Origin of the sequence: Amycolatopsis sacchari (genome assembly GCF_900114035.1) — a bacterium.
Lineage (GTDB): Bacteria > Actinomycetota > Actinomycetes > Mycobacteriales > Pseudonocardiaceae > Amycolatopsis_E > Amycolatopsis_E sacchari.
This window is the reverse complement of record NZ_FORP01000002.1, coordinates 480,061-500,454: the sequence shown is the minus strand read 5'-3', so window position 1 is coordinate 500,454 and position 20,394 is coordinate 480,061. Positions and strand designations below refer to the sequence as shown.

The window sequence follows — 20,394 nt, the reverse complement described above, 5'->3', positions numbered from 1 at the left end:
CCGGTCGGGGGAGGGCGCCTTTTCCCTTGCCACTAGGGTTCCCGGACGCGTTCCAGCACGACGACGGGGATCTGCCTGCCGGAGGCCGCCTCGAACTCGGCGAACTTCGGGACGAGCGCTATCTCCTTCGCCCAGATCCGCTCGCGCTCCGCGCCCTCCGCGACCCTGGCCACGACCGGCACCGTTTCCGCTCCCACCTCGACCGTGGTTCGCGGGCGCGCCACGAGGTTGCGGTACCACGCCGGGTTTTTCGGGCTGCCGCCGTGAGTCGCGAAGACGGCCCACCCGTTGTCGACCGGTTGGTAGAACAACGGGCTGATCCGTTCGCGCCCCGTTCTGGCTCCGATGTGGTGCACCAGGATCAGCGGCATCCCCCGCTCGTCGAACCCGGAGAACCGGGGCGGGATGGGACGTCCCGCGGCGAACTCCGCCTCGCTGCTCCACGGCACGTACCCGTCGCCGTTCGCCCGGAACTCGGCGATGATCCGGTCGTTCCAGACGGCCTTGGTCTCGTCCGCGGGAACCGTGGATGGATCGGACATGACATCTCCTCTGCTAACCGGAGCACGTGCTCCGCACGTTAGCACAGATGTGGAGCACGTGCTCCGGATAAAGCGGTATGCTGGTCACCATGGCAGTGGCCGAACCGGACAACGCCGCGCGGCGCGCGCCGCGCGTGGACGCGATCCGCAACCGGGAAGCGATCGTGCGGGCCGCCGCCGAAGTGCTGGCCGAGCAGGGCGCCGCGGTGGACGTGCGCGAGATCGCCCGGCGCAGCGGGGTGGGGATGGGCACCCTCTACCGGCACTTCCCGAAGAAGGAGGACCTCGTCCGGACGGTCCTGCGGCAGGACTTCTCCAGGTGGGCCGAGTCCGCCCGCCAGGCGGCGATCGCCGCCGAGGACCCCTGGGCGGCGATCGCCGACTTCTACGAGCAGGCCCTGACCGGCTACGCCCGTCACCGCGCCATCGTGGAGAACCTCGCGCTGACCTGGTCGGATCCCGACCTGGAGGGCATCCAGCAGCTTCGCCTCGTCATCGAGGAACTGTGCGCCCGCGCCCAGGCCGCGGGCCTGCTGCGCCCCGGCGTGACCACCGACGACCTGCTGCTCCTGCTGGTCTCACTGGGGCACGCCGTCCAGGTCACCGACGAGTGCCGCCCGCGGATGTGGCGCAGACTGCTGCACATCTCCCTCGACGGCCTGCGTGCCGATCGCGGCGAACCACTTCCCGACGATGACGTGTCGGTCCACTGAGGACGGTCAGAACTGGCAGAACTTGTTCACGTCCGAGGGTACCCAGCGCCGTGCCGACGTCGCGGTGTCGTTGATCTCCGGCTTCACCGCGGAACTCGACTGACCGGGTTCGATCGTCATGCAGACGCCCCCGTAGCTGGAGTCGGAGAAGACGAGCCACCGGTCCGGCGAGCGGTTCCAGTACGAGGTCATCTTGTCGTTGAAATCGTTGCCGAAGTTCGGCGAGTCCGCGTTGAGCAGGCCGTAGAAGTAGCCGGTGTAGGCGTTGTTCTCCCACATGCAGAACCAGCCGTCGGGGCACTGGTCGTAGCTGGCGGAAGCGGGCGTGGCCATCGCGACCGTCGCGGCGGCCGCGGTCGCCAGTGCGATACCGGCCGAAGCCATCCGTCTCGTGCGCGTCGTGATCTTCAACAGTTACTCCCGTTCGTAGTCGTGGAGTGCTACTGAGATGACACGGCGACGGTACCTCCGGCGAGCACGCGGATGAGCTGTCCGATTGCTCGTCGGAATGATGGGGAAGCGCTTTCTGCCCGTCACAACAACGGGGGCACGACCGCATCGATCAAGTGCGGCCCCGGCTCCGCCTGCGCGGCCCGGAACTGCTCCGCCAGTTCCTCGGCGGTCGTCGCCCTGGTGGCGGGGACTCCCATGCCCTCGGCGATCTTCGCGAAGTCCATGTCCGGTTTGGACAGATCGAGCAGCGCGTTCGCCTTGGGGCCACTGCTTTCCGCGCCCACCCGCTGCAGCTCCATGCGCAGGATGGCGTAAGCGCTGTTGTTCAGGATGACCGTCGTGACATCGAGGTTTTCCCTTGCGTGCGTCCACAGCGCCGAAATCGTGTACAGCGCACTGCCGTCGGCCTGCAGTGCGATCACCGGGCGGTCCGGGGCGGCCACCGCGGCACCCGTCGCGACCGGGAGACCCTGCCCGATCGCGCCACCGGTCAGGGTGAGCACGTCGTGCCGGGGCGCGCCCGCCGTGGCGTTCGGCAGCAGGACGCCGGAAGTGTTCGTTTCGTCCGAGATGATCGCGTTCTCCGGCAGCAGCGCGCCGATCACCTCGACCCAGTTCTGCGCCGTCAGCGGACCGGACGGGAGCTCCGGCCGCCGCGCCTCCTGCAGCACGGGCTCGACCCCGGCCGCGACCTCGTCCGCGAGTGCTTCGAGCGCGCCGACCACGTCGTGGTCCAGCTCGGCGAGCGTGTGCACCTGCGCGCCCTCCGGCACGAGGTCGCTGGGCTTGCCCGGGTACGCGAAGAACGACACCGGGGACTTCGTGCCGGCGACGATCAGGTGCTTGATGCCGCTGAGCTGGTAGGTCGCCTGCTCGGCGAGGTACCCCAGCCGCTCGATGGTCGGCAGCCCCGCGCCCCGCTCCAGCCGCGCCGGGAACGTCTCGATGAAGGCCTTCGCCCCCGTCGCCGCGGTGATGCGGCTGACCGCGCGCAGCCCGGCCTCGCGGCACGCGGCACCACCGATCAGCACGGCGACCGGCTCACCGGACCGCAGCACCTCGGCCACGGCCTGCACCTTGCCGGGCGCCACGGCGTGCGGCTTGCGTGGCGGGATGGGCGCCACGGCTGTCCCGCCGTCGCCCCACGAGACGTCGGCGGGCAGGATCAGCGTCGCCACCCGGCCCGGCGGGTCCATCGACGCGGCGACGGCGGCCGCGGCGTCCGCCCCGACGTCCGCGGTGCTGTGCGACTCGCGGACCCAGCCCTGCAACGAGCCGGCGACCGCGAGGATGTCCGATTCCAGCGGCGCGTCGTACTTCTTGTGGTGCGTGGCGTGATCACCGACGACGTTGACGACCGGCGTGTGCGCGCGGCGAGCGTTGTGCAGGTTCGCCAGGCCGTTGCCCAGCCCCGGCCCGAGGTGCAGCAAGGTGGCGGCGGGCTTCCCCGCGATGCGCGCGTACCCGTCGGCCGCCCCCGTGACGACCCCTTCGAACAGGCCGAGCACGCCCCGCATCTCCGGCACGGAATCCAGCGCCGCGACGAAGTGCATCTCGGAAGTGCCGGGATTGGCGAAGCACACGTCGACACCCGCGTCGACCAGTGTCCGGATCAGTGACTGCGCGCCGTTCATGTTGCTCCTAAAACCTGTTGGTTGCGGCTTGCGTAGCGGTGCGGGTGGCGGAACCTGAGGCGGCCCCTCGCTCCGGGATCGCCTCCTCATGACCGCCAGGTCACCACGGAGGCGCTGTCCTCGCGAGGAACCGCCTCAGAACCCGCGGCGGTGTCGGTTGCTCGGGTGGTGGAAGCGGCTCCGCCGCTCCGAAAGGACAACCTAATCGAAAAGGACGCCGGGGTTGAGGATGCCTTGGGGATCGAAGGCTTGTTTGAGGCGCCGGAGCAGCGCGACCTTCGCCGGGTCCTCCAGCTCCAGGTAGTGCCGCTTCTTCGCGTGCCCGATGCCGTGTTCCCCGGAGATCGCGCCGCCGCGGGCTATCGCGGCCGCGAAGACGTCGTGCAGCAGCCGGTACCGCTTCTCCTGGTCCTTGCAGAAGATCCCCAGGTGCAGGTTGCCGTCCCCGGCGTGCCCGCAACCGACCGCGCCCGCCTCGGCCGCCGTCGCCAGTTCCCGCACCTCCGCGAGGAAACCGGGCATCTCCGTGCGGGGCACGACCACGTCGATGATCTCGTCGGCCCCGGCGGCCTTCGCCGTCCAGAAAGCCTTTTCCCGCGCCTCGATCAGCTTGCGCGCCGACCCGCCTTCCAGCACGTACACGTCGCTCGCCCCGAGCTCGCCGAGCAGCTCACCGGCCCGCTCGACGTCGCCGTCCAGGCGGTCGGCCTCCCGGTTTTCCAGCCCCACCACCAGGTACGCCTGCGTGGCGTCCCGCACCTCGTCCGGGATGCCGAGCGACAGCTTCTCGTTGTAGGTGATCGCCGCCATCGTCAGGTTGTCGATGTACTCCAGGATGTGCGGCGCGAGCCCGGCCTCCAGTATCCGCGGCACGGCCCGCATCACCTGGTCCAGGTCCCCGAACGGGGCAAGCAGCGTCGCGGAGTGCGCCAGCCGGGGTGCGAGCTTGACGACGACCTCGGTGGCCAGTGCGAGAGTGCCCTCGGAGCCGATGATCAGCTGCGTGAGGTCGTAGCCCGTGGAGATCTTCGAGGTGCGGCCGCCGGTGCGGATGATCTCGCCGGTCGGCAGCACCGCCTGCAACCCCAGCACGTTGTGGCGCGTCACGCCGTACTTGACGGCCCGCATCCCGCCCGCGTTCGTGCCGACCGTGCCGCCGACGGACGCGCTCAGCTCGCCGGGGTAGACGGGGTAGGACAGCCCGGCCTCGGCGGCCCGCTCGTCGAGCTCCGCGAGGCTGACGCCGGGCTGGACGACGGCGACCTGGTTACCGGTGTCGATCTCGAGCACGGAGTTCATGCGCTCGAAGGAGATCAGCAGCCCGTCCTCGCGGGGCCGCGCCGCGCCGGACATGCCGCTGCCCGCTCCGCGCGCGGTGACGGGGACGCCGTGCTCCCCGGCCGCGACGAGCAGCGCCGCGACTTCCTCGGCGGTGGCGGGTTTGGCCACGAAGGCCGGCTTGCGGGGTTCCGTGGTCAGGGACTCGTCGTGCGCGTAGTCCTCGCTGACCTGGTCCCCGGCCAGCAGATGGGTCCTGCCGACGATCTCGGCGAACCGTGCTGCCGCGTCACCCATGACGTGCACCCGCCTTCCCGTACGCGTTGCTGGTCGCAGCCTAGTACGGGCGGGTAACTTCCCGGTGATCTCGGTGGAAGCGGCGGTGTGGGTGGAACGGCCGCCGCGTGAACGCGCACCGGCGCTGGGCCGGACGTGCCCGCCACGGGAACCCCGCGAGCAGGCGAGCACGTCCGGGTCTCATGTCAGGGATTTCCCTTTTCGCGGAAAACACGGGGCCGACCCGCGCCAATTCGTGCCGGCCCCGCGCTCATTCCGTCGGTGGGTTCGGAATCAGACCAGCCAGCCCACGAAGTGGACCAGCCCGGCGACGACGTGGGTGAGAACGTCGTGGCAGTAGTGGAAGTGTGCTCCGAACGCGTGCATGGAAAAGCTCCTCAACTGTTTTTCGAATGTGCCCTTGCTTTCGAAAGCGAGGAGGAGATTTCCACCCGTGCGGGCCCGCTGTCAACGCGCCCCCGCGCCGGGGGAAAGCGGCTGCCGTTCGGCGCTGAAAGCCTCACAGGTTAAACGTGTAACACGTTCGGGTTTTGCGCCGGGGGTCCCCCGTACGGGGTGCTGCACGGTTGGTAGCCCCACTCGAAACGGTGACGTGCGGTAATGGCGATCTTGATGCGGCAAGCCGGGATGGATGTCTCTCGAACGGGTGAAGGTCAAGGCACGCCCCGTGATTTCGCTACTTTCATGCGAACGGGTGAAGGGCGCCGGAGGTCCGGCGCCCTTCACCCGCTGTGCTCGCGCCTACTCCGCCCTGGCGAACGAGAGGGTCTCGCCCTCCACCCCGCGCAGCCACAGGTCCTGCGCGGCGGCCGCCATTTCCGGCAGGCCCTCGACGATCGTGGCGAACACGTTTCCGGGCACCCAGCCGGCGTCGCCGTTGATGAGCAGGTTGTTCCGCCCGTAGAAGATGGCCAGATCCGTCGCACCCCGGTCGCTGTGCGCTTCGCTGGAATCCTCGTAACCGTAGGCCGGATTGCCGATTTCCCACGCCTCGAAGCCGAAATACACCACGTCGCCCGGAATGGGGGTGATGGTCGGGTTCTCCCGCCCCGGTTTCGGGTCCGCGAACGGCGGGACCAGCGTGTACACCTCGTTCCGCGCGTATTTCGCGTGGTAGGCCGAACCGCTCTGCGGCAGCGCGTTCCACACCGCTTCGCACGTGCGCGGGGCCTCCCGGTCGAGCAGCACCGCGCGGCAGGACACCCCGCGCTTGTCGAGGGTGATGGTGATGTAGCGGGCCACGTCTCTCCTCTACTTGGTCACGGCCGCGACGGTCTCGCCCCAGATGCCGAGCGCCTCGTCGATCTGCTCGGCGCTCACCACCAGCGGCGGGATCATCCGGACGACGTTGGAGTACGCGCCGCACGTGAGCAGCAGCAGTCCGCGCCGGGCGGCCTCCTGCTGCGCGGCCTGCGCGGTCGCGGTGTCGGGCTTGCCGTCGGCGGTGGTGAACTCGGAGCCCACCAGCAGGCCGAGCCCGCGCACCTCGCCGATGCCCGGCGTCTTGTCGCCGACCAGCCGCGCGCCTTCGAGCAGCTGCCGCCCGCGGGCCGCCGCGTTCGCGACCAGGCCCTCCTCCTCGATGACGTCCAGCGTCGCCAGCGCGGCCGCGCACGACACCGCGTTGCCGCCGTAGGTGCCGCCTTGCGAACCGGGGAACGCCTTGGCCATCAGCTCCTTGGACGCCGCGATGCCGGACAGCGGGAAACCGCTGGCCAGGCCCTTCGCGATCGTCACCACGTCCGGCCGCACGCCGAAGTGGTCGTGCCCCCAGAACTTCCCGGTGCGCCCGAAACCGGTCTGGATCTCGTCGAGGACCAGCAGGATGCCGTGCTCGTCCGCGCGCGCCCGCAGGCCCTGCATGAACGCCGTGTTCGCGGGGACGTAACCGCCCTCGCCGAGCACCGGCTCGATGAAGAAGGCCGCGGTCTCGTTCGGCGCACTGACGGTGGCGAACAGGTAGTCGAGTTCCCGCAGGCAGAACTCCGTCGCGGTCTGCTCGTCCCAGCCGTAGTGGTAGGCGTACGGGAACGGCGCGACGTGCACGCCGCCCATGAGCGGGGAGATCCCGGCGCTGAAGCGCGTGCCCGAGGTGGTCATCGTCGCCGCCGCGACGGTCCGGCCGTGGAAGCCGCCCTGGAACACGATCACGTTGGGGCGCCCGGTCGCCTGCCGGGACAGCCGGAGCGCGGCTTCGACCGCCTCACTGCCGGAGTTGGCGAAGAACAGCGAGTCCAGGCCGGCGGGCAGCACGTCGCCGAGCCGCTCGGTCAGCTTGAGCAGCGGCTGGTGCATGACCGTCGTGTACTGCCCGTGGATCAGCTTGCCGATCTGCTCCTGCGCCGCCGCGACGACCTTCGGGTGGCAGTGGCCGGTGCTGGTGACGCCGATCCCGGCCGTGAAGTCCAGGTGGCGCCTGCCGTCCACGTCGTAGAGGTAGACCCCTTCACCCCGGTCGACGACGACGGGCGTGGCTTGTTTGAGCAGGGGGGACAGCTGAGCCATGTCGGCACTCCTCGACCGGGTTGTAGATTGTTGACAATATGCATAGCATGGCCGGTGAACTGGTGCAATCCACACGGAGGCGGATGTGAGCGAGACCAGCGTGGTCGAGGGCGTGCACAAGGAGCTGTTCGTCGGCGGGAAGTGGGTGCCCGCGACCGGCGGCCGCACGTTCGCCGTGGAGGACCCGGCCACCGGCGAGGTGCTGTGCGAGGTCGCCGACGCGACGCCCCAGGACGGGCTGGCCGCGCTCGACGCGGCGGTCGCCGCGCAGGCCGACTGGGCCCGCACCGCCCCGCGCGAGCGCAGCGAGATCCTGCGCCGCGCGTACGAACTGCTGCTCGCCCGCACCGACGAGCTCGGCCTGCTCATGACGCTCGAGATGGGCAAGCCGCTGGCCGAGGCGAAGGGCGAAATCGCTTACGCCGCCGAGTTCTTCCGCTGGTTCTCCGAGGAGGCCGTGCGCATCGACGGCGGCTACCAGGTCGCGCCCAACGGCGCCGGCCGCTTCCTCGTCACCAAGCAGCCGGTCGGCCCGACGCTGCTGATCACGCCGTGGAACTTCCCGATGGCGATGGGCGGGCGCAAGATCGGCCCGGCGATCGCGGCGGGCTGCACGATGGTGATCAAGCCGGCCGAGCAGACCCCGCTGTCGATGCTCGCGCTCGCGGCGATCCTCACCGAGGCCGGGCTGCCCGCGGGTGTGCTCAACGTCGTCACGACCACCGACCCCGGCGGCGTGATGGAACCGCTGATCCGCGACGGCCGCGCGCGCAAGCTGTCCTTCACCGGTTCGACCGCGGTGGGCCGGAAGCTGCTGGAGCAGTGCGCCGACAAGGTGCTGCGCACGTCGATGGAGCTGGGTGGCAACGCGCCGTTCCTGGTGTTCGACGACGCCGATCTCGACGCGGCGGTGGACGGCGCGATGCAGGCGAAGATGCGCAACATCGGCGAGGCCTGCACCGCCGCGAACCGCTTCTACGTGCAGCGCGGGGTCGCCGACGAGTTCGCCCGCCGCCTCACCGAGCGCATGTCCGCGCTGCCGATGGGGCGCGGCACCGAGCCCGGCGTCGTCGTCGGCCCGCTGATCGACTCCGACGCCGTGCGCAAGGTCAGCGAGCTGGTGCGGGACGCGACCGACCGGGGCGCGCGGGTGCTCACCGGCGGCGCCACCGTCGACGGGCCCGGCAACTTCTACCAGGCCACCGTGCTCACCGGCGTGCCCCGCGACGCGCGCATGGCCACCGAGGAGATCTTCGGCCCGGTGGCGCCGATCACGGTGTTCGACACCGAGGACGAAGCGGTCGCCGCCGCCAACGACACCGAGTACGGTCTGGTGAGCTACGTGTTCACCAACGACCTCAAGCGCGCGCTGCGGGTCTCGGAAAACCTGGAGGCCGGGATGATCGGGCTCAACCAGGGCATCGTGTCCAACCCGGCGGCGCCGTTCGGCGGCGTCAAGCAGTCGGGGCTCGGCCGCGAGGGCGGCGCCGTCGGCATCGACGAGTTCCTGGAGATCAAGTACGTGGCGGTCGCTCTGTGAGCTCCTACCGCATCGCGAGCATCCCCGGTGACGGCATCGGCGTGGACGTGCAGGCCGAGGCCCGCAAGGTGCTCGACCGCGCGGCGAAGCGGTTCGGGTTCACACTGGAGTGGACCGAGTTCGACTGGAGCTGCGAGCGTTACGCCGAGACCGGCCGGATGATGCCGGAGGACGGGATCGAGCAGCTGTCCGGGTTCGACCAGATCCTGCTCGGTGCCGTGGGTTTTCCCGGCGTGCCGGACCACGTTTCGCTGTGGGGCCTGCTCATCCCGGTGCGGCGCGCGTTCTCGCAGTACGTGAACCTGCGTCCGGTGCGGTTGCTGCCGGGCACCACGTCGGTGCTGAAGGACCGCACGGCCGACGAGCTGGAGATGGTGATCGTCCGGGAGAACTCCGAGGGCGAGTACTCCGAGCTGGGCGGCCGCCAGAACCGCGGGCTGCCCGGCGAGTTCGCGCTGCAGGAGTCGGTGTTCACGCGCGTGGGCGTGGAGCGGATCATCCGCTACGCGTTCGAGCTGGCGCAGACCCGCACCGGGCGCGTCGTCTCGGCCACCAAGTCCAACGGGATCATCCACACGATGCCGTTCTGGGACGAGATCTTCGCCGAGGTCGCCGCCGACTTCCCGACCGTCCACAGTGAACAGTGCCACATCGACGCGCTGGCCGCCCGCATGGTGCAGCAGCCGGAGCGGATCGACGTGGTGGTGGCCTCGAACCTGTTCGGCGACATCCTGAGCGACCTCGCGGCCGCGGTCACCGGCGGGCTGGGCATGGCGCCGTCGGGCAACATCAACCCGGAGCGCGAGCACCCGTCGATGTTCGAGGCCGTGCACGGCAGCGCGCCCGACATCGCGGGCAAGGGCATCGCCAACCCCGTCGCGCAGATCCTCGCGGGCACGATGATGCTGGAGCACCTCGGCGAGGCCGAGGCGGCGCGCGCGGTGTACGCGGCGGTCGAGCAGGTGCTCGCGATGGGCGAGGTCGCGACGCCCGATCTCGGCGGCAAGGCCACCACGGCGGAGCTGGGCGACGCGATCGCCGACTCGGTCGAGGCATAAACCCGGGCCGGACTGGGCACCTTCTTCCACGGGAGAGGGAGGTGCCGATGCGGCTGCTGGGTGTACGGGTGCCGGGACCGTTGTCCACGATGGGCGCGGTCGCCGGCGTGGTCCGCGACGTGCTGGGTGGACGGCAGCGGCGGCAGGTGTGGTCGTGCCCGGGGCGGCTGCACATCGAGGCGCACGGCGTGCACGGGGCGGGCGGCGAACGCGTCGCCCGCCGCATCGAGCGTGAGCTGGAGAAGTACGAGGGGGTGCACTGGGCGCGGGTCAACGCGCCCTCCTCCCGCGTGATCATCGCCGTCGGCGATCCCGCGCCCGCGACCGAGGAGCTCGTGCGGGCCGTCGAGCGTGCCGAGGCCGCACCGGAAACCGAGGAGGAACAGGCCGCCGAGGACGAACTGCACCACCCCGCCGACGGCATCCGCGGCACGCGCCTGCTGCCCACCCTCGCCGCGAACGCCGTGGGGCTCGGGCTGTCGGCGATCACCCGGGTCGCGCCGTGGGCGCCGCTGCCCGCCGAGGTCGCCGCGCTGCCGAGCGTCTTCGACCTGCACCCGAAGCTCCGGGAGCTGGCGGCGAAACGCGCGGGAAGCGGGGAACGTGCCGACTCGGCGACTTCGATCGCCGGCGCCCTCGCACACGGTCTCGCCGCCGGGGGCGAGGGCACGCTGCTCGACACCGCGCAGCGCGTCGAGCAGTGGCGGGAGGCGAAGGCCTACTCGAAGGCCTGGTGTGCCGCCGAAAGCAAGCTGATCACCGGACCGGAGGACGCGGCCGCCGATCCGGTCGTGGTCGAACGTCCGCGCCCGCTGCCCGACGGTCCCGTCGAGGACTACGAACGCAAGGCGCTGGCGGCCGGTGCGCTGGCCGCGGGCGTGATGCTGCCGTTCGGCCCGCGCCGCGCGCTCGGCATCGGGCTCGCGTCGCTGCCGAAGGCCGCGGAGGCGGGGCGGTCGGCGTTCGGCGCGCACCTCGGCCGGGTGCTCGCCCGGCACGGCACGCTCGTGATGGACCGCTCCGTGCTGCGGCGGCTCGACGTCATCGACACCGTCGTGGTGGACGAGGCCGCGCTCGACACGGGCCGGATGGCGCCGAGTGAGCTGAAAACGCTTTCTGACAGCGAAGGGGTCGTCGACCGAATCTGGCAGCTGTTCGACCCCAAGCGCCCCAAGGAGGAGCGCAGCGCCGACGGCTGGCGGCTGGCCCCGCTGGACCCGGATTCGCCTGAGGCGGGGGAGCTGCTGCGGGGTGGCGCGGCCGCCGTGCTGGGCGTGTGGTGCGGGGACGAACTGCGTGCCGTGCTGGGGCTGAAGCGCGAGACCCCGCCGGGCATCGCCACGCTCGTCGCCGCCGCGCGCCGCGCCAACCTGCCGATCATCAGCGCCAACGGTGACGAACCGTCGTTCGACGCCGACCGCACGGTGCCCGGCGGCAACCGGCTCGTCGCGTCCGTTCGGGAGCTGCAGGGCGAAGGACGCGTCGTGCTGCTCGTGTCGGGCGACCGGCAGGCGCTGGGTGCGTCGGACTGCGGGATCGGCGTGCACGGCGAGGGCGAGGCGCCGCCGTGGGGTGCGCACCTGCTGGTCGGTGACGACGTCGCGGTGGCGGGCCTGGTGATCGAGGCGGTGTGCGTCGCGCGGGACATCGACCGCGACGGCATCCGCCTCGCCGCCGGGGCGAGCGGGGTCGGCGCGGTGAGCGCGTTGCAGCGGGGCCGGACGAGCCCGGCGAGCCGGAGCCTGCGCGCGGTGAACGTGGGCGCCGGGATCGCGCTGGCCAACGCGCACCGGCGTGCCGGGCGCCTGCGCCCGCCCGTGCTCGACGCGGCCGTCGCGCCCTGGCACCTGATGCCGGCGGACGTCGTGCTGGAACGGCTCAAGACCGACCACAAAGGACTGTCCACAACGGAGGCGCGCAAGCGTATCGCGCCGGACGGGGTGGCCGAACGCACCAGCTTCGCCAACGCCTTCCTCGCCGAGCTGTCGAACCCGCTGACCCCCGTGCTGCTCGGCGGCGCGGCGCTTTCCGCGTCCGTGGGTTCCCCGTCGGACGCGCTGCTGGTCGCCGGGATCACCGCGTTGTCCGCCGTCGTCGGCAGCGTGCAGCAGGTGCGCACCGAACGGCAGCTCGCCGACCTGCTTCGGCGGTCGGCGACCACGGCGACGGTGCTGCGGGACGGCGAGGAGCGCACCCTCAGCGCCGACGAACTCGTGCGGGGCGACATCGTGCTGCTCGACTCGGGGGACGTCGTTCCCGCCGACTGCCGGTTGCTGACCGCCGACGCGCTGGAGATGGACGAATCGTCGTTGACGGGCGAATCGCTGCCGATCGCCAAGGACCCGTCGCCCGTCGTCGCCGCGGACGTCGCCGAGCGCACGTCGATGCTGTACGAGGGCACGACGGTCGCCGCGGGCCGTGCGACGGCGGTCGTCGTCGCGACCGGGGACGGCACCGAAGCGGGTCGCAGCATGGCGCTGGCACGCGAGAACGCGCCGACCACCGGCGTGGAGCACCGGCTGTCGGAGCTGACGCGCAAGAGCATGCCGGCCGCGCTGGGCTCGGCGGTCGCCGTCGCCGGTGCCGGACTCGTCCGGGGAATTCCCTTGCGGGAGAGCATGTCCGCGGCCGTCAACCTCGCGGTCGCGTCCGTGCCGGAGGGCTTGCCGTTCCTGGTGAACGCGGCGCAACTGGCCGCCGCCCGGCGCCTCGCCGAGCACAACGCGCTCGTGCGCAACCCCCGCAGCATCGAGGCGCTGGGCCGCGTCGACGTGCTGTGCTTCGACAAGACCGGCACCCTGACCGAGGGCAAGCTGACCGTCAACGAGATCGACGACGGGCGCTCCCGGCGCCGCGTGGACGACCTGACCCCGGAGCTGCGGAAGGTGCTCGCCGTCGCGGTGCGGGCGACCCCGCACGCCGACGACCCGGCCGAGCTGCCGCACGCCACCGACCGAGCGGTGCTGGCGAGCGCGGAGCACGCGGAACCCGGCGAGTGGGAGCCGCTGGACTCGGTGCCGTTCGAGCCGTCCCGCGGGTACCACGCGGTGGCGGGGCGTGCCGACGGTCAGGTCGTGCTGAGCGTCAAGGGGGCACCGGAGGCGGTGTTGCCACGTTGCTCGCTCGACAAGGCGGCGCGGCGGAAGATGTCCAGCCGGATGCGGAAGCTCGCGCAGGCGGGGCAGCGCGTGCTGGCCGTGGCGGAACGGCCGCTCGAAACGTCCACAGTGGACGAGGATGCGGTGCGGGACCTGGAGTTCCGCGGCTTCGTCGGGATCGCGGACCCGGTGCGCGGCAGCGCGGCGGAGGCGGCGGCCCAGTTGCGGGCGGCGGGCGTGCAGATCGTGATGATCACCGGCGACCACCCCGACACCGGTGAGGCCATCGCGAACGAGGTCACCGAGGACGACGCCGACCTGCACGTCGTGACGGGGGCGCAGCTGGAGGAGCTGGACGAGGAGCAGCTCGCCGAGACGCTGCGCACCGTCGACGTCGTGGCGCGGTGCAGCCCGATGCAGAAGGTGCGCATCATCAAGGCGTACCAGCGGATCGGGCGCACGGTCGCGATGACGGGCGACGGGGCGAACGACGCCCCGGCGATCCGGCTCGCGGACGTCGGCATCGCGCTCGGCGGTCACGGCACGCCCGCCGCGAAGGCCGCCGCCGACCTGGTGGTGACCGACGACCGGCTGGAAACGATCATCGCGGCGCTGATCGAGGGCCGGGCGATGTGGGCTTCGGTGCGTGAGGCGCTGGCGATCCTGCTGGGCGGCAACCTGGGGGAGATCGCGTTCAGCGTGCTGGGTGCGGCACTCACCGGCAGGTCCCCGCTCACCGCGCGGCAGCTGCTGCTGGTCAACCTGCTGACAGACCTGGCCCCCGCGCTCGCGATCGCGCTACGCAGGCCGACCGGGGGCACCGAGCTGCTCAGCGAGGGCCCGGAAAGCTCGCTGGGCAAGGCATTGCAGCGGGACATCGGCGTCCGGGCCGGGGTGACGACCCTCGGCGCGACGACGGCGTGGACGCTGGCGCGTTTCACCGGCCGCGGCAGGCGGGCGAGCACGGTCGCGCTGGCGAGCCTCGTCGGGACGCAGCTGGGGCAGACGCTCGTGACCGGCGGTGTCGATGTGTCCACTTTGGCCGCCTCGCTGGGTTCGGCCGCGGCGCTGGCGCTGGTGATCCAGACGCCCGGGGTGAGCCGGTTCTTCGGCTGCACCCCGCTGGGCCCGGTCGGCTGGACGATCGCACTGGGCTCCGCCACGTCGGCGACGCTGCTCGGCACGCTTTTCGACCGTCGCGCGGAGGCCTCGGAAGAGGAGTAGTCGGACTCTCGCGGCAGGCCCCGGCGTGTGCCTGGCGACGCTGGTCGGCGCGCTTTTCGACCGCCGCGCGGAGGCCGCGGAAGAGGAGTAGCCGAATTCCCCGTCGCGGGTTCGGAAATGAACGGCGGCCACTCATTAGCGTGACCGCGAATGGCGTGGTCCGGAAACGGGTGGTTTGCTGTGCCGCGTCGTGTTCCGATAGCCCGCTTCAGGGAGTGCACATGTTGAAAAAGATTCCTGTCGTCCTCGCTCTCGCCGCGTTGTTCTCGTTCGGTGGAGCGGCCGCCGCGTCGGCGGCGACCAATGACGAGCACCCCAAGCCCACCTTCGCGACCGCCTTCACGAACTTCATCAACGGTGGCGGGGCGGCCGGCGAAGGGGCGGCCGCACTGGTGGCCAGCGCCACCACCGGCATCGTGACCGCCCCGGCGACGCTCGTCGATGCGATGAAGCAAGTCCGTCATTGACCTGTTCGGCAGGTGGAGCGGGCCGGAAAAGCGGTCCGCTCCACCTGGCGCCCGGCTGGAATGGAACGGGAAATGACTTCGACGCGGATTCCGGTGGACTTCCCGGACGGGGAGTTCACCGTGCGGAACCAGGCTGATATCGCGGCCGCGATCGCCCGGTTCCGTTGTTCGTCCACTCGCGGGCTGTTGGGCGGCCGCGGATTGACCACCACCTCCCTCGTCGCGATGGCGGACGGCCCGTTGCGCGTACTCCGCGAAGTCCGCGATCAGGTGCCCGCGTCACGGGTACCACGTGAAATCCTCGACGTGCTGGGGAAAGAGCCTTTGCTGGTTCGGTGTTCGGCACTGGTCGGTCCAGGTGAGCGGGTCTGGTCGGTCAACCAGGTGGTGGCACGCGCGGACGTGCCGGAGCCCGTGCGCCAGAGCCTGACCGGCGGCGCTCCCGTCGGCGCTGCGCTGCGCTCCGTGGGAATCGCGCACAGCCGCACGCTCATGGCGGTCGGTCGCAGGCCCTGGCCCCTCGGGTCCGGGCCGGCGGCGTTCCGCGCTTACGTGCTGTGGCACGCGGCGCGGCCGCTCGCGGTCGTGTGCGAGACGTTCAACCCCGAGGTGGTCGATGCCGCGTACGCCCGGTCGGAGGTCGCAGGATGACCCGGCGGATCTCCACCCAGGTGGGCATCATCGGCGCCGGACCGGCGGGACTCGTCGCGGCACACGTGTTGCTGCGCGCCGGAATCGACGTGTGCGTGGTCGAAAAGGCCACCCCGGAGGAACTCGAGCGGCGGCCCAGGGCCGGGCTGCTCGAACACCGGGTGGTGCGGTACCTGCGCGAGCACGGGCTGGCCGACCGGCTGACGACCGAGGGGAGCAGGCGCGGCTGGTGCGACTTCTCCTGTGCGGGCACACGGGTCCGGGTGGACTACGCGGCGCTGTCCGGCGGCGCCGCGCACTGGGTGTACCCGCAACAGTTCCTGGTCCGCGACCTGCTCGCCGGACTGGAACCGCATTTCGCGAGCCCCGCGCTCGGCCTCCGCGACCCGGCCACCGCGCCGGTCGTCGAGTGCCCTGGACTGGAGATCGCGTGCGAGTTCGTGCTCGCCTGTGACGGACCGCGAGGCGTCGGCGGGGCCGCCCTCACCTCGGCGGGAGCCCGGCCGTCCGCCAGCCGCTACCCCTACGACTGGCTCACCGTTCTGGCCACAGTGGACAGTCCGGTGGCCGGGGTGACGTACGGGATCCACCCTCGCGGTTTCGCGGGGATGATGCCGCGTGCCGGACACACCGCGCGCCTCTACCTGCAGACGGCGGTCGGGGAACACCCGGAGTCGTGGAGCGAACGACGTGTCCGTACCGAGTTCGCGCACCGCATGGCCGACACCGCTTCGCTGCTGCCCTCGATCGAGAGCATCGACGAGGTCGGGATGCTGCGCATGCGCAGCAGTGTGCTCACGCCGGTGCGCCACGGCAGGCTGCTCGTCGCGGGCGACGCGGCACACGTGCTGACTCCCAGCGGTGCCAAGGGGATGAACCTCGCCATCGCCGACGCCGCCGACGCGGCGCACTCGCTGATCCGGTGGTTCCACGACGGGGACCGGACAGCCGTGACCGGGTACGCGGCGCGCCGGGAACGGGACGCCTGGCTGACCCAGGAGTTCTCCGACTGGCTGCTGCACCTGCTGCACGTGCCTCCACACGACGCCACCGACCCGGATTTCCGGCTGCGGTTGAAACTCGAACGCGTCGCGAGCCTGTCCCGGCCGGGGCCGAGCGCCACGGCCTTCGCCCACCGGTACGCCGGATCCGGGCGGCATCCCGACGTCCGCGAGCCCCTGCGTGGCCAGTTGGTCGCGGGTGGTGCGGCATGGCGGTGAGGGAGCGGCTCGTCACGTTCTACGGGTTTTCCCGGGGCACGCAGGCGCTGCTCAGCGTGGCCCAGCCGCTGACCGTGGCGCTCCTCGCGCCCGGTCATCCGCCGGTCTGGCGTTTCGTCGTGCTGGCGTTCGCGTCGCTGGCGGCGTTCGCGTCGGTCATCGCGCTCAACGACCTGCTCGACACCGGCCTCGACCGGCAACGCCGCGGCGAACTCGACCTGCCGGACATCGAAAGCGCGGGTGGCAGGCATCCGTTGGCGCAGGGGCGGTTGTCCCTGCGGGCCGGAGTGGCGTGGGTGGCCGCGCTGGGCCTGCTGACCGTGGTGTTGCTCGCGCTGCTGGGCCGGGTGTGCGTGGCGTTGTTCCTCGTCGCTGCGGTGCTGGAGGTGGCCTACTGCCTGCTGGCCACCGCCACCTGCGGCAAGACCGTGGTCAGCGGGATCATGGTCGCGGGCGGCGGATGGGTGGGCTGGTTCGCGATGACGGGCGAGTTCGACCCGCTGCGGCTGGGTCTCGTCGCGTTGTGGCTGGCCTCTTGGGAAATCGGCGGGCGCAACATCCCGAACGACCTCGCCGACGTCGACGAGGACGCCCGGCTCGGCATCCGGACCGTGCCGGTGGTGTTCGGCGCCCGCACCGCTGCTGCGGTCGCCGCTGCCGCGCTGACGGTCGCCGCCGCGGCCGTTCTCGCGTTGCTGTGCTACGCCGAGATCGGTCCACTGGGGATCGCCGGTGCGGTGCTCGCCTTGGGGTACACGGTGTTCGTGCCCGCGCGGCGGTTGCTCCGCCGTCCCGACGCGGCTGGTGCGTTGGCCGCGTTCAACCGGGCCAGCTTCCACCCGCCGGTGATCCTGCTCGTGACGGTGGTGTTCACGTCCGCGTGAGGGCGGTGGCCAGCTGGGCGGTCAGGGTCGGTACGACCTGGTTGGCGGAGTCCTTGTCTCCGTAGGTCCGGAAGTCGAGCATCATGGCGAACTCACCCCGGGCGGCATACACGTAGCAGTCCCGGTAGTTCAGCCCGGTGCTGTGCACGCAGTAGGCGACCTGGCGGTCCGCACCCGATATGGGCGGCAGTGCCAGCTTGCCGTCGAAGGCGTAGGGAACCTCGTCCTCGTCGGTGCCGGTCCGGCAGGTCAAGGACTGCTCGACCTCCTGGACGACCGTTGCTCCCGCGGTGCGGCTGTAGCGGGCCAGCACTTGGCGCACCTGGAGGCGCGGGTTGTTGTTGGTCAGGTACCAGATCGCCTGAGCGGCTCCCGCAATCCGCACGTCCGAAGGCAACGTGCGGTCGCAAGGCTTGCCGAGCGAGACCCGCGTCGTTTCGCTCGGCAGCAGAGGAGCGGCTGTGCCCGTTGGTTCCAGTCCGTAGCGCTCGGCCTCGTCCTCGCTCGGCAGCGCGGCGACCAGCCGCTGCTGATCGCTCACCTCCGGGGCGGGCGACAGGGGAGGCGGCGCAGCTACCGGCGCGGGCGACGAGGAGCACGCCGCGAGCAGACCCGCCGCGACCAGGAACAACCAGAGCTTGCGCACACAGCGGGATCGAGATCGCGCCGGAGAACGTTACGTGCCCGCGGTCAGCCGGCGCACGGCGTCGTCCATGTGGTCCTCCAGCAACGCCGCCGCCTTTTTCGCGTCACCGCGGCGGACGGCTTCCGCGATCTGCTCGTGTTCGGTCACGCGCTCCTCGTCGTCGTTGTACTTGAGGCGCAACGCGGACAGGCACATGCGGGTCTCGACCAGCAGCGTGCGCGACATCCGCTGCAAGCGCTTGCTCCCCGAGCCCGCGACGAGCACCTCGTGGAACCGGGTGTCCGCTTCGGACACCGCCGCCCAGTCCTTGGCGGCCGTCGCGGCGGCCATCTCCCGCACGGTCTCGTCGAGCGCGTCCGCCACCGCCTCGCGGTCGGCTCCCTGCGCGACGCGGATCAGCGCCTGCCGCTCGATGGCCATCCGCGCCGAGTAGATGTCGTGCACGTCCTCCGGTTCGAGGTCGATCACGAACAGCCCCCGGTGCCGTTCGCTGCGCAACAGTCCCTCGGACACCAGCCGCTGCATCGCCTCGCGCAGCGGCCCGCGCGACACCTGGAACTGCGCGGCGAGTTCGGTTTCCGCGAGCTGCGTACCCGGCGGCAGCGACCCGTTCATGATCGCCTCACGCAGCTGGCGCGCGATGATCGCAGCGGTGGACTCGCGGCTGACCGGTTCGATTTCGGCTAATGGCATCGGAAGAGCTCCCCCAGTTCAGTCGACCCGGGGATCTCACCCGTGAGGCGCAGGCCCTCCCAGACGGTCACCTGGTTGGCCGTGAGCACGGGCTTGCCGAGCCGGGCTTCGATCGTAGTGAGCACCCCGAGTGTGCGCATAGCCGTGTCCGGGATCAGCACCGCGTCGGCGTCGGGGTGGTCGTGGCTCACCGCGAGGTCGACGACCGCCTCGGGGGAGAGCCTGCCGACCTCGGCCGCGGTGTCGATGCCTTCGCTGGTCATCGACACGATCTCCACACCGCCCTGGCCGAGGAACTCCACGAACAGCTTCGCCACGTCCTCGGGGTAGCTCGCCGCGACCGCGACGCGCTTGAGGCCCAGCTTCTCCGCCGCCCGCACGAACGCGAAAGACGTGCTCGACGCCGGTTTACCCGCGGCGGCGGCGAGCTTGTCCACCTGCTCGTGCGCCCCGTCCCAGCGGTAGACGAAGCTGCCGCTCGTGCACGCCCACACCACGGCGTCCGGCTCGTGCTCGGCCAGCAGCGCCGCCCCCTCGGCGAGGCGCTGCTCGCTGCCGAGGTCGAGCAGCTCGGGCACGGCGTGCAGGTCGGTGCCGTAGATGTGCTCGACCGGCAGCGAGAACCCCGGGCCCAGCAGCCGCTCGGCGAACGGGTAGTCGTCCTCGGCGGCGTGGTCCGGGTAGATGAAGCCGACTGTCGGCATGGGCGGCACCTCCAGGAAGGTTGTCGACAATCCTACGATACTTCCTTCAACCACTTCCCGGGCCCGACGATCGGCAGCTGCATCCGCTTCAGGCACGCCCACATCGTCAGCTGGTTGGCGGTCAGCACCGGCTTGCCCAGCGCGACCTCCAGCGGCTCGATCAGGTCGTACGTGGGCAGGTTCGTGCAGCTCACGAAGATCGCCTCCGCGTCGGCGTGGTCCGCGGCGAAGATGCGCTCCGCGATCGTGCGGTAGCTGACCTTCCAGATCCCGCCGCCCAGGCCGAGGTGCTCGCTCGCCACGGTCTCGACGTTCATCTCGGCGAGGAAGTCGTGCAGCTTCCCGGTGAGGTCGGCGTCGTAGGGCGTGATCACGGCGACCCGGTGCACGTCCAGCTGGTCCAGCACCTCGGCGAGCGCGCCCGACGTGGTCACCGCGTCCGGCGCGCCGGCGTCGCAGATCGCCTTGCACAGCGAGCGTTCGTAGTCGATGCCGTTGACGAAGCTGCCCGACGTGCACAGGTATGCGACGACCTCGGGCTCGACGTGCAGGACGTCGCGGGTGGCCGCCGCGAGGTGTGCGCTGTTGCTGACGAGCTGCGCCATCTCCATGCTCACCGGCACGGGTTCGTACGGGGTGCGCGCGAGGTGCAGTGACACCTCCATCGGCACCCAGCGCCACAGCTCGCGTTCCAGCGCGAGGTCGAACGGCGCGATGACGCCGATCCCCCGCTGTGCCAGTGGGCCGTCGAAGGCAGGGAAGTCCAAATCCAAGGCTCGGCTCCGAA

At 71.1% G+C, this 20,394-nt stretch carries 18 protein-coding genes; 8 read left to right on the top strand and 10 right to left on the bottom strand.

Annotated features, from left to right (window positions below):
* Nucleotides 1-32: 32 nt before the first annotated feature.
* Nucleotides 33-542 (bottom strand): nitroreductase/quinone reductase family protein, encoded by a 510-nt coding sequence (locus BMZ92_RS06515; protein ID WP_091504781.1) that lies wholly within the window; start codon nt 540-542, stop codon nt 33-35.
* An 89-nt stretch (nt 543-631) separates the two neighbouring features.
* Between BMZ92_RS06515 and BMZ92_RS06510 the strand changes: the two genes are divergently transcribed.
* Entirely contained in the window at nt 632-1,255 is a 624-nt protein-coding gene (locus tag BMZ92_RS06510) for a TetR/AcrR family transcriptional regulator (protein ID WP_091504866.1), read from the top strand.
* A gap of 6 nt (nt 1,256-1,261) precedes the next feature.
* Here BMZ92_RS06510 and BMZ92_RS06505 read toward each other — a convergent pair whose 3' ends face one another.
* From BMZ92_RS06505 to BMZ92_RS06485, 5 genes are all read right to left on the bottom strand, one after another.
* A complete protein-coding gene (locus BMZ92_RS06505; RefSeq protein WP_143249806.1) occupies nt 1,262-1,666 on the bottom strand; it encodes a peptidase inhibitor family I36 protein in 405 nt (134 codons plus the stop codon).
* A 122-nt stretch (nt 1,667-1,788) separates the two neighbouring features.
* Nucleotides 1,789-3,342 carry an acetolactate synthase large subunit gene (locus BMZ92_RS06500; protein ID WP_091504779.1) on the bottom strand — a complete coding sequence of 518 codons (1,554 nt, stop codon included), beginning with the start codon at nt 3,340-3,342 and terminating at the stop codon, nt 1,789-1,791.
* Nucleotides 3,343-3,543: 201 nt separating this feature from the next.
* Nucleotides 3,544-4,917: an FAD-binding oxidoreductase gene (locus BMZ92_RS06495; protein ID WP_091504865.1), complete on the bottom strand. Its 1,374-nt coding sequence runs from the start codon at nt 4,915-4,917 to the stop codon at nt 3,544-3,546.
* 741 nt (nt 4,918-5,658) lie between these two features.
* Nucleotides 5,659-6,159: a DUF3830 family protein gene (locus BMZ92_RS06490; RefSeq protein WP_091504778.1), complete on the bottom strand. Its 501-nt coding sequence runs from the start codon at nt 6,157-6,159 to the stop codon at nt 5,659-5,661.
* Nucleotides 6,160-6,168: 9 nt separating this feature from the next.
* Nucleotides 6,169-7,422 (bottom strand): aspartate aminotransferase family protein, encoded by a 1,254-nt coding sequence (locus BMZ92_RS06485; RefSeq protein ID WP_091504777.1) that lies wholly within the window; start codon nt 7,420-7,422, stop codon nt 6,169-6,171.
* Between the two features lie 85 nt (nt 7,423-7,507).
* On the opposite strand from BMZ92_RS06485, the gene BMZ92_RS06480 reads away from it, so the two are divergent.
* The 7 genes from BMZ92_RS06480 (at nt 7,508) to BMZ92_RS06450 (ending at nt 17,564) form a co-directional block, all read left to right on the top strand.
* Nucleotides 7,508-8,962 (top strand): NAD-dependent succinate-semialdehyde dehydrogenase, encoded by a 1,455-nt coding sequence (locus tag BMZ92_RS06480; protein WP_245782930.1) that lies wholly within the window; start codon nt 7,508-7,510, stop codon nt 8,960-8,962.
* A complete protein-coding gene (locus BMZ92_RS06475) occupies nt 8,959-10,020 on the top strand; it encodes a tartrate dehydrogenase (protein WP_091504775.1) in 1,062 nt (353 codons plus the stop codon). The genes BMZ92_RS06480 and BMZ92_RS06475 overlap by 4 nt, the downstream gene beginning before the upstream one ends.
* A gap of 47 nt (nt 10,021-10,067) precedes the next feature.
* Nucleotides 10,068-14,342 carry an HAD-IC family P-type ATPase gene (locus BMZ92_RS06470; protein ID WP_091504864.1) on the top strand — a complete coding sequence of 1,425 codons (4,275 nt, stop codon included), beginning with the start codon at nt 10,068-10,070 and terminating at the stop codon, nt 14,340-14,342.
* Between the two features lie 221 nt (nt 14,343-14,563).
* Complete coding sequence (locus BMZ92_RS06465; protein WP_091504774.1) at nt 14,564-14,809, top strand: hypothetical protein; 246 nt, start codon at nt 14,564-14,566, stop codon at nt 14,807-14,809.
* 72 nt (nt 14,810-14,881) lie between these two features.
* Nucleotides 14,882-15,460 carry a hypothetical protein gene (locus BMZ92_RS06460; protein WP_143249805.1) on the top strand — a complete coding sequence of 193 codons (579 nt, stop codon included), beginning with the start codon at nt 14,882-14,884 and terminating at the stop codon, nt 15,458-15,460.
* Nucleotides 15,457-16,680, top strand: a complete 1,224-nt coding sequence (locus BMZ92_RS06455; RefSeq protein WP_091504772.1) for an FAD-dependent monooxygenase — start codon at nt 15,457-15,459, stop codon at nt 16,678-16,680. Before BMZ92_RS06460 ends, BMZ92_RS06455 begins: the two co-directional genes overlap by 4 nt.
* Nucleotides 16,671-17,564, top strand: coding sequence for a UbiA family prenyltransferase (locus tag BMZ92_RS06450; protein WP_091504771.1), 894 nt, complete (start codon nt 16,671-16,673; stop codon nt 17,562-17,564). Before BMZ92_RS06455 ends, BMZ92_RS06450 begins: the two co-directional genes overlap by 10 nt.
* On the opposite strand, the gene BMZ92_RS06445 is transcribed toward BMZ92_RS06450, so the two are convergent.
* From BMZ92_RS06445 to BMZ92_RS06430, 4 genes are read right to left on the bottom strand one after another with little or no spacing between them, the layout of a single operon-like run.
* Nucleotides 17,551-18,210 carry a hypothetical protein gene (locus tag BMZ92_RS06445; protein ID WP_091504770.1) on the bottom strand — a complete coding sequence of 220 codons (660 nt, stop codon included), beginning with the start codon at nt 18,208-18,210 and terminating at the stop codon, nt 17,551-17,553. The genes BMZ92_RS06450 and BMZ92_RS06445 overlap by 14 nt on opposite strands.
* A 30-nt stretch (nt 18,211-18,240) precedes the next feature.
* Nucleotides 18,241-18,903 carry a GntR family transcriptional regulator gene (locus BMZ92_RS06440; RefSeq protein ID WP_091504769.1) on the bottom strand — a complete coding sequence of 221 codons (663 nt, stop codon included), beginning with the start codon at nt 18,901-18,903 and terminating at the stop codon, nt 18,241-18,243.
* A complete protein-coding gene (locus BMZ92_RS06435; RefSeq protein WP_091504768.1) occupies nt 18,894-19,607 on the bottom strand; it encodes a maleate cis-trans isomerase family protein in 714 nt (237 codons plus the stop codon). Before BMZ92_RS06435 ends, BMZ92_RS06440 begins: the two co-directional genes overlap by 10 nt.
* A 32-nt stretch (nt 19,608-19,639) precedes the next feature.
* On the bottom strand, nt 19,640-20,380 hold the full coding sequence (locus BMZ92_RS06430) for a maleate cis-trans isomerase family protein (protein ID WP_091504767.1): 741 nt from the start codon (nt 20,378-20,380) through the stop codon (nt 19,640-19,642).
* Between the last annotated feature and the right edge of the window lie 14 nt (nt 20,381-20,394).

Coding starts and splice junctions, on each gene's coding strand:
- BMZ92_RS06450 (WP_091504771.1), top strand. CDS start 16,671: ATGGCGGTGAGGGAGCGGCTCGTCACGTTCTACGGGTTTTCCCGGGGC.
- BMZ92_RS06440 (WP_091504769.1), bottom strand. CDS start 18,903: ATGCCATTAGCCGAAATCGAACCGGTCAGCCGCGAGTCCACCGCTGCG.
- BMZ92_RS06435 (WP_091504768.1), bottom strand. CDS start 19,607: ATGCCGACAGTCGGCTTCATCTACCCGGACCACGCCGCCGAGGACGAC.
- BMZ92_RS06500 (WP_091504779.1), bottom strand. CDS start 3,342: ATGAACGGCGCGCAGTCACTGATCCGGACACTGGTCGACGCGGGTGTC.
- BMZ92_RS06495 (WP_091504865.1), bottom strand. CDS start 4,917: ATGGGTGACGCGGCAGCACGGTTCGCCGAGATCGTCGGCAGGACCCAT.
- BMZ92_RS06465 (WP_091504774.1), top strand. CDS start 14,564: ATGTTGAAAAAGATTCCTGTCGTCCTCGCTCTCGCCGCGTTGTTCTCG.
- BMZ92_RS06455 (WP_091504772.1), top strand. CDS start 15,457: ATGACCCGGCGGATCTCCACCCAGGTGGGCATCATCGGCGCCGGACCG.
- BMZ92_RS06460 (WP_143249805.1), top strand. CDS start 14,882: ATGACTTCGACGCGGATTCCGGTGGACTTCCCGGACGGGGAGTTCACC.
- BMZ92_RS06510 (WP_091504866.1), top strand. CDS start 632: ATGGCAGTGGCCGAACCGGACAACGCCGCGCGGCGCGCGCCGCGCGTG.
- BMZ92_RS06515 (WP_091504781.1), bottom strand. CDS start 542: ATGTCCGATCCATCCACGGTTCCCGCGGACGAGACCAAGGCCGTCTGG.
- BMZ92_RS06470 (WP_091504864.1), top strand. CDS start 10,068: ATGCGGCTGCTGGGTGTACGGGTGCCGGGACCGTTGTCCACGATGGGC.
- BMZ92_RS06485 (WP_091504777.1), bottom strand. CDS start 7,422: ATGGCTCAGCTGTCCCCCCTGCTCAAACAAGCCACGCCCGTCGTCGTC.